General features: G+C 37.4%; 9 protein-coding genes. 4 read left to right on the top strand and 5 right to left on the bottom strand.

The window, feature by feature from the left end:
* Positions 1 to 90 precede the first annotated feature (90 nt).
* Together B091_RS0102460 and B091_RS0102455 are read left to right on the top strand one after the other, a co-directional pair.
* A complete protein-coding gene (locus B091_RS0102460; RefSeq protein WP_018108423.1) occupies positions 91 to 2,280 on the top strand; it encodes a glutamine synthetase III family protein in 2,190 nt (729 codons plus the stop codon).
* Between the two features lie 95 nt (positions 2,281 to 2,375).
* Positions 2,376 to 3,077 carry a Crp/Fnr family transcriptional regulator gene (locus B091_RS0102455; RefSeq protein ID WP_018108422.1) on the top strand — a complete coding sequence of 234 codons (702 nt, stop codon included), beginning with the start codon at positions 2,376 to 2,378 and terminating at the stop codon, positions 3,075 to 3,077.
* 83 nt (positions 3,078 to 3,160) lie between these two features.
* On the opposite strand, the gene B091_RS0102450 is transcribed toward B091_RS0102455, so the two are convergent.
* On the bottom strand, positions 3,161 to 5,059 hold the full coding sequence (locus B091_RS0102450; RefSeq protein ID WP_018108421.1) for a DNA topoisomerase 3: 1,899 nt from the start codon (positions 5,057 to 5,059) through the stop codon (positions 3,161 to 3,163).
* 351 nt (positions 5,060 to 5,410) lie between these two features.
* Here B091_RS0102450 and B091_RS0102445 point away from each other — a divergent pair, with 351 nt between their 5' ends.
* Positions 5,411 to 6,106 carry a UPF0489 family protein gene (locus tag B091_RS0102445; RefSeq protein WP_244847785.1) on the top strand — a complete coding sequence of 232 codons (696 nt, stop codon included), beginning with the start codon at positions 5,411 to 5,413 and terminating at the stop codon, positions 6,104 to 6,106.
* Between the two features lie 33 nt (positions 6,107 to 6,139).
* Here the strand turns inward: B091_RS0102445 and B091_RS0102440 are convergent, their stop codons facing one another.
* From B091_RS0102440 to mutA, 4 genes are all read right to left on the bottom strand, one after another.
* Positions 6,140 to 6,796, bottom strand: coding sequence for a glycosyltransferase family 10 domain-containing protein (locus B091_RS0102440; protein WP_025069396.1), 657 nt, complete (start codon positions 6,794 to 6,796; stop codon positions 6,140 to 6,142).
* Positions 6,797 to 6,818: 22 nt separating this feature from the next.
* Positions 6,819 to 7,190: a hypothetical protein gene (locus tag B091_RS0102435; protein ID WP_025069395.1), complete on the bottom strand. Its 372-nt coding sequence runs from the start codon at positions 7,188 to 7,190 to the stop codon at positions 6,819 to 6,821.
* Between the two features lie 463 nt (positions 7,191 to 7,653).
* Positions 7,654 to 9,798 carry a methylmalonyl-CoA mutase gene (scpA, locus tag B091_RS0102430; RefSeq protein WP_018108419.1) on the bottom strand — a complete coding sequence of 715 codons (2,145 nt, stop codon included), beginning with the start codon at positions 9,796 to 9,798 and terminating at the stop codon, positions 7,654 to 7,656.
* A gap of 6 nt (positions 9,799 to 9,804) precedes the next feature.
* On the bottom strand, positions 9,805 to 11,700 hold the full coding sequence (mutA, locus tag B091_RS0102425; protein ID WP_018108418.1) for a methylmalonyl-CoA mutase small subunit: 1,896 nt from the start codon (positions 11,698 to 11,700) through the stop codon (positions 9,805 to 9,807).
* A 237-nt stretch (positions 11,701 to 11,937) separates the two neighbouring features.
* Between mutA and B091_RS0102420 the strand changes: the two genes are divergently transcribed.
* A complete protein-coding gene (locus tag B091_RS0102420) occupies positions 11,938 to 13,629 on the top strand; it encodes a putative transporter (protein ID WP_018108417.1) in 1,692 nt (563 codons plus the stop codon).
* Positions 13,630 to 13,653: the final 24 nt, after the last annotated feature.

Here is a 13,653-nt window from a genome sequence, read left to right as displayed (position 1 = left end):
AAGGCAAACAAAATACCCCCTCTAATTTAAATGATATTAAGTTCAAATACACTATTTTTGTCAGCAACCCCCCTATAAAATAGTACTAAAATGTCTAAATTACGTTTTTTCGCCCTAAAAGAGCTCAATAATAGAGTTCCACTCAAAGTCGATAGACCTTCGAATAAACTCTCAGACTACTATGCTAGTCACGTGTTCCACCAAAAAAAAATGCAAGAGTATCTTCCTCGAGAAGCTTTCGATGAATATACAAAGGCTTTAGACAAAGGCACTCCAATTTCTAGAGAGTTAGCTGACTTAATTGCAAATGGCATGAAAAGCTGGGCTAAAACATTAGAAGTAACTCATTACACACACTGGTTCCAACCCCTAACTGATGGTACTGCCGAAAAGCATGACGGTTTTATTGAGTTAAATGAAGATTTTGATGCAATAGAACAGTTCTCGGGTAAGGTGTTAGTCCAACAAGAACCCGATGCTTCATCTTTTCCTAATGGAGGCATACGTAATACTTTTGAAGCACGTGGCTATACAGCATGGGATACTAGCTCTCCTGCATTTGTTGTTGATTCAACATTATGTATACCAACAATATTTATCTCATATACAGGAGAAGCACTCGACTACAAGACACCACTCCTAAAAGCTGTAGCAGCTGTCGACAAAGCAGCAACAAAACTTTGCAAACTATTTGATAGAAACATATCTAAAGTTTATGCTAATTTAGGCTGGGAACAAGAGTTTTTCTTAGTTGATATTGCTCTTTACAATGCTCGACCAGATCTATACCTTACGGGTAGAACCCTTATGGGGCACTCGTCGGCCAAAGATCAACAACTCGACGACCATTATTTTGGATCTATTCCACCAAGGGTGACCTCATTTTTAAAAGAGATTGAGATTGAGTGTCATAAACTAGGTATCCCTATTAAAACCAGACATAACGAAGTAGCACCCAACCAGTTTGAGGTAGCACCCATATTTGAAAATGCTAACCTAGCCAACGATCATAACCAGCAAGTTATGGATCTTATGAAACGAGTAGCTCAAAAGCATAGCTTTGCAGTACTGTTTCACGAAAAACCTTATAAAGGAATTAACGGATCGGGTAAACATAACAACTGGTCATTATCTACAGACACAGGAATCAACTTATTTGCTCCTGGTAAAAACCCCAAAGGAAACTTACTTTTTCTAACTTTCCTTGTGAATGCGATTAAGATGGTTTACAAGAACCAAGACCTACTAAGAGCTTCCATAGTAAGTGCTGGGAATACACATCGTTTGGGTGCCAACGAAGCACCACCAGCTATTTTATCGATATTCTTAGGCAGAGAACTCACCGAAACTCTCGACTCAATAGTAGAGCAAGTGGGCGATAACAAGATGACTCCAGAGGAAAAGACCACACTCAAACTTGGTGTAGGAAGAATTCCTGAAATCTTACTTGACTCGACTGACAGAAATAGAACTTCTCCTTTTGCGTTTACAGGTAACCGATTTGAATTCCGAGCTGCTGGTTCGTCAACCAATTGTGCTGCCTCAATGATTGTTATCAATGGAGCTATGGCCTATCAGCTAAATCAATTTCGAGAAGAGCTTGAAAACCTTATAGCCAAAGGAATAAGCAGAGATGAAGCACTCTTTAAGCTACTCAAGAAAGAAATTCTTGAATCACAGACCATTTTATTTGAAGGAGATGGATATTCTGAAGCATGGAAAGAAGAAGCACAACGAAGAGGTTTAAGTAATATTAATCCCGTGACCGAAGCACTGACCTACTATGTTAGTGAGTCAACGAAGAAAATGTTTACTTCAGAACGTATATTCACTGAAAGTGAACTCAATAGCCGCCTAGAGGTAGAACTTGAGAAATACACTAAAAAGATTCAGATCGAAAGTAGAGTTTTGGGAGATTTAGCCATCAATCATATCGTACCTATTGCGGTTAGCTATCAAAACAGACTCTTAAGAAATTTAGTAGGACTAAAAACAATCTTTGATGATGAAGAATTTAAAGTTCTTAGTGCAGACCGTCTAGAGCTTGTGCGAGAAATATCATATCGTGTAACAAGCATAAAAAAACTAGTTAAAGAGATGATTGAGTGTCGCAAGGTGGCAAACAAAATGGACTGCTATACCGAAAAGGCCGAAGCATATGAGAGAACTGTTTATCCTCATCTAGACGAAATTAGATACCATATTGATCATCTAGAAATGGAGGTTGATGATGAAATTTGGCCATTACCTAAGTATAGAGAATTACTTTTTGCAAGATAAACAAAAGACTGATTCATAGTATTATCGGTATTTCATAAGCCTTTTTGTTTTTTTATTTTTATATTTGTGTTGCACAACATAGTTAAGAAATAGTTATGGGCAAAAAGACCTTATCAAATACCGAAATATCAAAAAGCATATCTGATATTTGGGAACCTCTCACTGAGAAACAGAGAGAGCTTCTCGAAGATAGTTATCACCTTCAATCATACAAAAAGAACGAGGTTATTTATGATGAAGATGAGTCACCTAAATACCTCATGTGCTTATTATCAGGTAAGGTAAAAATATACAAAGATGGAGTTGGTGGTAGAAGTCAGATTATTCGAATGATTAAACCCGTTGAATATTTTGGCTATCGTGCTCATTTTGCCAAAGAGGATTATCTTACTGCTGCTTCAGCTTTTGAAACTTCTCTTGTATGCCTTATACCAATGGATATCATAACAAAGCTAGTGTCAGAAAACAGTGAATTGGCTTTATTCTTTATAGAACAACTTTCTACAGATTTAGGAATAGCCGACGAACGTACCGTAAACCTAACTCAGAAACACATCCGTGGAAGATTAGCCGAATCGTTGCTATTTTTAAAGACAAATTACGGACTTGAAGAAGATGGCTATACACTAAGTATTTATCTATCGAGAGAAGACCTTGCTAATTTATCGAATATGACCACCTCAAATGCTATTAGAACCTTATCTAATTTTGCATCCGAACGAATCATAGCTATTGATGGACGAAAGATTAAAATTATCAACGAGCAAAAGCTTCGTAAGATAAGTCAAATAGGATAAAAGTATATAATACCTTTTATAACAAAAGAGTCAGAGCTAATTAGTTCTGACTCTTTTGTTATAAATATATTGGACTACTAAGTTTAATCTTCAACTGCTTGCCTAAACTCACAGCCGTCTTTCCAACAAGAACATCCCAGAGCGTTATTTCCCTGAATCAAAACACCACGACCACAAATTGGGCACGGGTCACCAACTTTCAACACTAGCCTTCTATCGGTGTAATCTTGCTTAACGGCATAGACAACTTCAGAGACCATCGCTTTAAGTTCTTCAATAAACTTTGAGGCACTATAGGTTTGATTTTCGATCTCTCGAAGTTTTTTCTCCCAAATACCTGTCAGTTCAGCCGATTTAAGAAGTTCTTCGTGTATCACACGAATCAGGTCTTTTCCTGTTTGTGTAGGAACAAGGTTTTTTCGTTCTTTTTGGATGTAGTTACGCTTGAAAAGAGTCTCGATAATAGCTGCACGCGTGGAAGGACGCCCAATTCCATTTTCTTTGAGTGCATCACTTAGCTCTTCTTGCTCGACAAACTTACCGGCTGTTTCCATGGCACGCAAAAGAGTTGCCTCAGTATATAACTTAGGTGGTGAAGTCCACTTTTCTTGCAATGCAGGTTCGTGGGGTCCAGACTCCCCTTTTACAAAGTCAGGAAGTACTTTCTCCTCTTTTTCCTTATCGTCATCTTCAGACTCATTTTCGAAGACTACTCGCCAGCCCTTGCTCAGAATCTGCTTACCTGTGGTTTTAAACTTAACTTTCTCAACAGCGCCTTCAACTGTAGTAGTTGATATCTCGCAAGCAGGATAAAATGCGGCGATAAAACGACGCGTAATTAAGTTAAAGATCTTTTTTTCATTATCTGTCAACCCACTTGGATAAACTCCTGTAGGAATGATTGCATGGTGATCGGTAACCTTTGTATTGTTGAATACCTTTTTGGACTTGGTTAACTTCTTGGTTAATAATGGTGCGGTAAGCTCAGCATAATCACGCAGACCCTTTAATATAGAAGGGCATTTAGGGTAAATATCATCACTAAGAAATGTGGTATCTACACGAGGATAGGTGGTTAGCTTTCGCTCATATAACCCCTGAATAAGCTTAAGTGTTTCATCGGCCGAAAAGCCAAATTTTTTGTTACCCTCAACCTGAAGTGAGGTCAAGTCAAATAGCCTTGGCGGAAATTCAGAGCCTTTCTTAATCTGGATAGATCCAACCTGAAAGGGTTTTCCAATTATAGTTTTTAGTTGTTCCTGAGCTTCTTCTTGTTTATCAAACTTACCTTTAGCAGAGTTAAACGTCGTATCTCGATATACAGTTTTAAGCTCCCAATAGGCTTCAGGCACAAAATCATCAATCTCTTGTTGGCGGTTGACAATTAAAGCTAAGGTGGGTGTCTGAACACGCCCCACTGAAAGCACCTGCTTATTCTCACCATACTTTAATGTATAAAGACGAGTCGCATTCATGCCAAGCAGCCAATCGCCAATGGCACGAGCCAAACCAGCTTCATAAAGAGGTTGGAATTCTTTTTCATCTTTGAGCTTAGTAAAACCTTCACGGATTGACTCCTCAGTCAACGAAGATATCCACAAACGCTTCACTGGGCAAGTAGCACCTGTCTTCTGCATCACCCAACGTTGAATAAGCTCTCCTTCTTGTCCAGCATCACCACAGTTTACAATCATCTTAGCTCGTTGCATCAGATGCTCAATCACTGAAAATTGCTTAGCAATTGAGGCTTGCTCAATTAGCTTAATACCAAAACGAGGAGGAATCATTGGTAAGGTGCTCAGGTTCCACGACTTCCAATCAGGAGAGTACTCGTGAGGTTCTTTTAGCGTACATAAATGGCCAAATGTCCAAGTGACTTGGTAGCCGTTACCCTCATAATATCCTCCCTTGGGTTGAACTGCTCCAATTATATTTGCAATATCACGTGCAACAGATGGTTTCTCCGCTATACAAACAATCATACTCTAGTTAATTTTATTCGATGGACTACAAAGTTAATAAATTCATTCATGCCTTTAGAAGTTAAGAGGCAATATTTATAGGCTAAAAACAAGACACAACAATAAGCAATTATAGATATACAGGATCATCCAACACCCAAGACAAACAAGATAACCTCCATATTATAAACATGCTAATCCTTCCAAAGCATCTTATAATTTTGTAACTTGATAGGAAGTATTTAGCGTAATACAACCTTAAAAAATAAACAAACAATAATGTGGATTCTAAAACCCTCAACAAGCTTAGAACTTAAGACTTCTGGAAAAGCACAGCTTAATTTTCTATTTCAACAAGACAAATTTTATATTATGGACAATCACTTAGCAGCAGGCTGGTGTTGGCTTAATGAATTAGATAAAACCAAATCATATAATCTATTCCACATCGACCAACACTGGGATTTATGGAATAAAAGCCCTAAGAGCAGCTATGAATTTCTCTTAAATCACAAAAAGATATCACTTAAGGAGTTTGTCAACCTAACATATACTGATTCGGGCACTGATAAAAAACTCAAAGTATTCAATTATGCCAATTATATATTGACTCTACATAATCTATTCCCCAATTGGTTTGAACACTCTATTTTTGCTTGTGATGGTTATCAAAAAGAGATGAATGACCTCAATGTTTTCTACAACCCATATAGCTACGAGTTGCCTAATAAATTTGGAGAATGGATTCAAAACCCTCCCCTCAACAAAGATTCTCAGGAAAATAACAACCAATGGATAGTCAATATAGATATAGACTATTTTTTTAGATCTAACCAATATCAAATGTACACTGATGCTTACATCACCGAGCTTTGTTTGAAAATAAAGGAAAACTTAGATCGTATTGCTGTAGTAACTATTGCTCTGAGCCCGGAGCATTGTGGGGGCTGGAAAGAATCGCTCAGGGTGGCCAATATCATGGCTAAAGTATTCAGTATAGACTTTAATATCCAACTCCCTAGCCTCTCTTTATCTAGAAGACAGACGGTGCATCATTCTCACTATTAATCTATACTTTTAAAGCTTTAGAACAATAACTATTCAGAACTTACTGCCTATAAAATAGTCTGTTACCTTTCTTTTCAACTTATAATAATTTCTCATAAAGACATAATGTAAAAGATTGCGTTTATTCAATAGAGATACACAAGGCTTTATAACTACATTGGTTTTGGGCAGATTGGGGTCTAGCGAGTCACATATCTTTGCTATATAATCGAATATATTATACTCGTTCAATATTTTATGCTTGCACTCTTTGAGTACTTCAATGTTTTTCTCGTACTGCTCTTCATGAATTACCTTGTCAATAATCTGAACAGCTTGATCAAAATTATTTATGTCTATAGAAGCAAATGCAGTTTCGGGAAAGTAGTTGGAAATATTTTTACACCCGTAATATATTGGGAAGGTTTCAGATAAATAACAATCAGCAAGCTTTTCTGTCCAATAAAAATCAGTAGAGCTATTCTCCAAAGAAATATGATATTTATAGGGAGCTAATACCTCCCATTTATCTTCAAAATCTTTTATGCCTCGCCCAAAGACATCTAATTTATCACCATAGTGTTGCTTAAGTTTTTGAACAAATCGGATTCTCTCTAGATGACCCTGAGTAGTTACTTTATTACTAGTAATTACTGAAATTAGCTTTGTCTTATCTGGAGCAGAGCTACTGATCAATCCATCATAATCCAACGTATAACTTAATTCACCATTCTTATTTTTCTGTATAGCCTACAAACCAAGGAATAAGAGCGGGGCCATAAATAATATTTTTATGCTTTGTTTGAATTTGACTAGAATGCACCACTCCAAACTGTTTAATGTAATTTTGAGGATATTCAAAAATAGTATTAGGTTCTGTAGTCAATAATAATGTATTCTCTTGAGCAACATGACAAGAAACGGGCTCTCTTACACCTTTTCCATGAATTACAAAAAAATCCGCATCGTTAACATCGTCATCAATGAAGAACTCATAACGCCCATCATTTGATAAATTAGTTGATGACTTAGATTGGCGATGTAATATTTTTCCGAAATTACTCCTATAAGAAATCAGTTTTACTTTAAAAGGCATATTATTCATATTGTAGGATTATCAATAAGTAGTCTTAGCTTTTGAAATTAAAGATACATAAATTCAGAATAAGATAAGTTGTAATCACTCAAAACCTAAAGACTTATTGCCGTTGACATATGGGCATAAAAAAAGGAGCAACGCTTTGCTCCAATCTTGTTAACCTTAAATCTAATACTATGAAAAACACATTACAAAGATACAAGTTATTTTCAAACGCGCAAATAAAAAGATAGCCATTTCACACAATAAATGTCTTTTTAACATCAAATTCAATATTAAGCTCCTAGATTTACATATTTTAATACAATTAGAACACTTAATGTCAGTATACATATTGATCTAATAGGCTATATAGAAGGCTCTATAGAAATAAGCTGGACAACTATTACATAGCTATTACAGACAAAAATAAAGGGAGAGGTTTATAAACCTCTCCCTTTATTAGGATTATCTAAAAGGTAGCTTTAGACTACTCTTCTAATAAAATTTCTAATAGTGTTCCAGCAGCTTTAGCAACTGGTGTACCAGGACCAAAGATAGCAGCAACGCCAGCTTTGTATAAGAAATCATAATCTTGAGCTGGAATAACACCACCTGCAATAACTATGATATCTTCACGACCAAGTTTTTTCAACTCTGCAATAACAGAAGGAATCAATGTCTTGTGACCTGCTGCCAATGAAGATACACCTAAAATATGTACGTCATTTTCTACGGCATCTCTAGCAGCTTCTGCTGGAGTTTGGAATAGAGGACCCATATCAACGTCGAAACCACAATCGGCATAACCAGTGGCAACAACTTTAGCACCTCTATCGTGTCCGTCTTGACCCATCTTAGCAATCATGATACGAGGTTGACGTCCCTCTTTCTTAGCAAATTTCTCTACTAATTCACATGCTCTGATAAAGTCTTTATCGTCTTTACTTTCTGATGAATACACGCCTGATATAGTTCTAATTTGAGCTTTATAGCGTCCTACAACAACTTCACATGCATCTGAAATTTCACCAAGAGTAGCTCTAACACGAGCAGCCTCAACAGCTAACTCAAGTAAATTACCTTTCTTAGTTTTAACACACTCAGTAAGAGCAGCAAGAGCTTTTTTTACTTCAGCTTCGTTACGGTTCTTTCTTAGTTCTTCAAGATGCTTAACCTGACCGACTCTTACAGCAGTATTATCTACTTCAAGAATATCGATTGGATCTTCTTTGTCAAGGACATATTTATTAACACCAATAATAGTTTGTTTTCCAGAGTCAATACGAGCTTGAGCACGAGCCGCAGCTTCCTCAATACGCATTTTTGGAATACCAGTCTCAATAGCTTTCGACATACCACCTAGTTTTTCAACCTCTTGGATATGCTCCCATGCTTTGTGAGCGATTTCGTTAGTCAAGTTCTCTACATAGTATGAACCTGCCCAAGGATCAACTTGGCGACAAACTTCAGTTTCTGTTTGGATATAAATCTGAGTATTACGAGCAATACGTGCAGAGAAGTCTGTTGGCAAAGCAATAGCCTCATCTAACGCATTAGTGTGTAATGACTGAGTATGACCCAAAACAGCAGCCATAGCTTCAATACAAGTACGACCAATATTATTGTATGGATCTTGTTCTGTCAATGACCAACCAGAAGTTTGAGAGTGAGTTCTTAGTGTGATCGATTTTGGGTTTTTAGGGTTAAATTGAGAAATCAATTTAGCCCAAAGCATACGAGCTGCTCTCATCTTAGCAATCTCGATGAAGTGGTTTGTACCTATAGCCCAGAAGAATGACAAACGAGGAGCAAAAGCATCAATGTCAATACCAGCTGCTAACCCGAAACGTACATACTCAAGACCGTCAGCTAAAGTATAAGCCAACTCAAGATCAGGAGTAGCACCTGCTTCTTGCATGTGGTAACCCGAAATAGAGATTGAGTTAAACTTAGGCATATTTTGAGAAGTATACTCAAAAATATCTGAGATAATCTTCATTGAGAATGCTGGTGGGTAAATATAAGTATTACGCACCATAAACTCTTTCAAAATATCATTCTGGATAGTACCAGCCATTTCTGAAAGCTTAGCTCCTTGCTCTAAACCTACGTTAATGTAGAAAGCCATAATTGGAAGAACGGCTCCGTTCATTGTCATAGATACAGACATCTTGTTCAATGGAATCTCGTCAAAAAGCACTTTCATGTTTTCTGTTGAACAGATAGACACACCAGCCTTACCTACATCACCAACAACACGTTCGTTGTCTGGGTCATAACCACGGTGAGTTGGAAGGTCAAATGCTACTGATAGACCTTTTTGACCTGCGGCCAAGTTTCTACGGTAGAAAGCATTCGATTCCTCAGCTGTTGAGAAACCAGCATACTGACGAATAGTCCAAGGACGCAATGGGTACATCGCTGAGTAAGGTCCACGTAAGAAAGGAGGAAGACCAGAAGCAAAGTTTAAATGCTCTAGACCTTCAAGATCTTCTTTCGTATAGATGGGTTTTACATCAATTTTTTCTGGGGTTTCCCAGTTTGTTTTGATATTATTTTCTTTTTGCCATGCCATGCCGTCAGTTGCATGAATAGCTGAATATATATCTAAATTTTTAAAGTTGGGTTTCATATCAAATTACTTCAAAAGGTTAGCATTAAATTCTTTCAATGTTTCAAGCACATTTACACGAACATGAATAAAGTATTCGATGCCTTTAGCTTTCAACTCATCCATGCAAGCTGGAGCACCAGCTACTGCAAACATAGCACGATTATTTAATGCTTTAAATGCAGCTTCTGCATATTCTGCATATTCATCATCACTAGAGCAAAGCACAACTACATCAGCACCTGCGGCCATAGCTGCTTCAATACCTTTTTCAACTGTATCGAAACCTAAATTATCGACAACTTCATAACCAGCACAAGCGAAGAAGTTACAAGCGAATTGAGCTCTTGCTTGACGCATCACTAAGCTACCAATAGTAAGCATAAATGCTTTTGGTCTCTTACCTGAAGCTTCAGTTTGTAGTCGTAATTCTTCAAATCCTGAAGCAGCTCTACTCATATTAAGAGTTTTGATACCAGAACCTTTAGAAGAGCTGCAACAAGTAGCAATCTCTACTGGACGTTTGTCGCCAGCTTTTTCATTAAAGTTAGGGAATATATTAGTACCTAGAAGGTTTTCTCTACGTTGAGCTACGTACAAGTGACGTTTGTCATTGCTACTGTTAATTTCATCTTGTACAAGACCTTTCTTAACAGATTCGTAAAAACCACCATCTTCGAGAACTTTCAAGAAGATTTTCCATGCTTGCTCAGCGATTGAAGCTGTTAGTGTTTCAATATAGTATGAACCACCTGCAGGGTCAACCACTTTATCGAAGTGTGACTCCTCTTTAAGTAGAAGTTGTTGGTTACGAGCAAGACGTTCTGAAAACTCATCAGACTCTTTGTAAGTAACATCAAAAGGCAAAACTGTTAATGAATCAACACCTGCTAAACCTGCACTCATCGCTTCTGTTTGAGAACGGAGTAGGTTGACATGTGCATCATAAACAGTCATGTTTGAGAATGAAGTTTGTGCGTGAATACGCATTTTTGAAGCACAACGACAAACGTTGTTTTCGCCTTCGTTCTCACAATCGTGATCACAAGTAGGACCATATGAAGCCACAATATTAGCCCAAAGCAAACGTGCTGCTCTAAACTTAGCAATCTCCATGAAATAGTTTGTTCCTACGCCAAAATTGAATTTAATCTTCTTAGCAACAAGTGCTGGAGGAAGACCTTCTTCCGAAACTAATTTATCGAGGTATTCATTACCCCAAGCAAGTGCATAACCCAATTCTTGAGCTAGGTATGAGCCTGCATTGTTTAATGAACTAGAAGTTACATTAAGAACACGATAAAAAGGTAGTGGTTTGATAGCTTCGATTAAAGCCTTTGAAATTTCGATAAAGTTGCCTTTTTCTTTACCTCTAGTTAGCATTTTGTTAAAGAAGTCGAAATCAATTGATCCGAATAATTTCTTAACATCGTACTTTTTCTCTTGGTAGTAAGCCACTAAAAGTTTTGCTAGGTCAACTATATGACCTTGACAAGTAGAAAAATTCAACTCAACACAGTCAGCATAGATACCATCTAGTAAGTCTGCAAACAAATGATCAGATAAATCTTTTTCGTCAATTTTGAAAGACAAAGACTCAACACCTCTATCTAGTAAGAATAGAGCTTTTTTGTTAGCTTCTTTTACGTCGGTTACTACTAAATCTTGACGGACAAGCCATGCATTAGATTCTTTTTTTGTTCCTCTTAAGTAAGGAAACTCTCCGGGTAAAGAATTTAATTGTTGTAAATCTTTAATGTCTTCCCAACGATAAAAAGGTTGAACATCAAAACCTTCTTGAGTTCGCCAAACTAATTTTTTGTCAAAATCAGCTCCTTTCAAATCTGCCACAATCTTTCCCTTCCATTCCTCTGTAGAAATAGGAGGAAAACTTGAGAAAAGACGCTCTCTTTTTTCTGCCATAGTTTATTAAATTTATTTGTATAAATTTTTAATCAAAGAATATTGATTATCAATTCAAATATTACATAACTTTCATACAAATATAATAATTCAAAAATATATAAAAGGATAAATTACGGAAAAGTTTCGATATTGGATATTTATAGGCAGCGAAACACCTAAAGTCAAGCCCTTTAGTATTGCTTTCGGTTCAAATATTCGCTATTTTTGTTTGCACTCATTTAACTAAAAGCGATTATGGAATGGATTAAAGTTTTACTGTACGACCACAATTCGATTGCACATATTGTGCTATTGTATGCCTTTGTAATAGCCATTGGGGTAGCACTAGGTAAGATCAAATTTTTCGGTGTTTCACTTGGAGTAACCTTTGTTTTGTTTACAGGAATTTTCATGGGTCACTTCGGCTTTAAAGTAAACTCAGATACCCTTCATTTTATTCAAGAATTCGGACTTATTCTTTTTGTCTTTTGTATTGGACTACAAGTTGGACCCTCGTTTTTCTCTTCTTTTAAGAAAGGAGGTATGATTCTTAATTTACTAGCTGTAGGGATTGTCATACTTAATATTGGTGTTGCCCTAGGACTGTTTTTCATACTAGATGGCCGTCTCGAACTTCCCATGATTATCGGAACACTTTATGGCGCAGTGACCAATACCCCAGGGCTTGGAGCTGCACAAGAAGCTCTCAATCAGCTTAGCTATAATGGGCCTGAAATCTCACTCGGATATGCTTGTGCTTACCCCCTAGGGGTGATCGGAATTATCGGCTCAACAATCTTGCTAAGACATATATTTAAGATAAACCTAGAAAAAGAGGAACACGACCTACTGAGTGAAAACCAGTCAAGTCAAGACAGACCCGAAAGAATAACCATCAGGGTGATCAATAAAGCCATAGTAGGAAAGAAAATCAAGGAACTCGCAGCTCTATTGAGTTATAGCTTTGTTTGCTCAAGATTAATGAGGGATTCAAACAGCATAATTCCCGAGGGAAACACAGTTATTCAAGATAATGATTATCTTCTTATCGTCTGCTCAGCCGAAAAAGAAGAAACTGTAGTTGCTTTATTGGGTGAAAAGGTTGAAGGCTTCGTATGGACAGAGAACGTACAGAAGCAAACAGATAATGAATTAGAACTACATAAGATACTCATCACAAAATCAAACATCAATGGCAAGAGCCTTGGAGATCTCCAGATTAGAGCTTTGCACGGCGTGAATGTGACTCGTGTTGCGCGCTCAGGTGTTGACCTACTAGCAGACTCAAAACTCAAATTACAAGTTGGAGATAGCCTTACAGTTGTGGGGACACTTCCCAATATCAAAAAGGTCGAAAGACTGTTGGGGAATTCACTCAAGAGGCTTGACCATCCCAATATCATCACCATATTCATTGGGATATTCGTTGGAATACTCTTTGGTAGCCTACCCTTTCAGATTCCAGGCATTCCAATGCCTATCAAGTTAGGACTAGCGGGTGGCCCCCTGGTTATTGCAATTCTGATTGGTCGATTCGGACACCATTTCAAACTCGTAACCTACACCACCCAAAGTGCTAATTTAATGCTACGCGAAGTGGGTATTGCGCTCTTCTTAGCCAGTGTAGGTCTCAAAGCTGGAGAGAATTTCATTAATACAGTAGTACAAGGTGATGGAATACTTTATGTCGGTATTGGATTTTTAATTACAGTAGTTCCCATCTTAGTCATCGCAACAATAGGCCGACTCTACTTCAAGATTAACTACTTTACCCTTATGGGGCTAATAGCAGGAAGCAACACCGACCCACCAGCCTTAGCTTATGCTAACTCGGTAGGCACGGGAGACGCACCCTCGGTAGGTTACTCTACGGTTTATCCACTAACCATGTTTTTGCGAATTCTTACAGGACAATTAATTCTTGTACTTATGGCCTCCTTCTTTTAATCCTTAGTAAGTACATTATAATAA

This window comes from Bacteroides propionicifaciens DSM 19291 = JCM 14649 (assembly GCF_000375405.1).
Lineage (GTDB): Bacteria > Bacteroidota > Bacteroidia > Bacteroidales > Bacteroidaceae > Bacteroides_E > Bacteroides_E propionicifaciens.
The sequence above is the reverse complement of the archived record's forward strand: the minus strand, read 5'-3'. Positions and strand labels throughout refer to the sequence as shown.

Excerpts from the sequence above, each read along its gene's own strand:
- B091_RS0102460 (WP_018108423.1), top strand. The coding sequence starts at position 91 with ATGTCTAAATTACGTTTTTTCGCCCTAAAAGAGCTCAATAATAGAGTT.
- B091_RS0102455 (WP_018108422.1), top strand. The coding sequence starts at position 2,376 with ATGGGCAAAAAGACCTTATCAAATACCGAAATATCAAAAAGCATATCT.
- B091_RS0102450 (WP_018108421.1), bottom strand. The coding sequence starts at position 5,059 with ATGATTGTTTGTATAGCGGAGAAACCATCTGTTGCACGTGATATTGCA.
- mutA (WP_018108418.1), bottom strand. The coding sequence starts at position 11,700 with ATGGCAGAAAAAAGAGAGCGTCTTTTCTCAAGTTTTCCTCCTATTTCT.
- B091_RS0102420 (WP_018108417.1), top strand. The coding sequence starts at position 11,938 with ATGGAATGGATTAAAGTTTTACTGTACGACCACAATTCGATTGCACAT.
- B091_RS0102435 (WP_025069395.1), bottom strand. The coding sequence starts at position 7,190 with ATGAATAATATGCCTTTTAAAGTAAAACTGATTTCTTATAGGAGTAAT.
- scpA (WP_018108419.1), bottom strand. The coding sequence starts at position 9,798 with ATGAAACCCAACTTTAAAAATTTAGATATATATTCAGCTATTCATGCA.
- B091_RS0102445 (WP_244847785.1), top strand. The coding sequence starts at position 5,411 with ATGGACAATCACTTAGCAGCAGGCTGGTGTTGGCTTAATGAATTAGAT.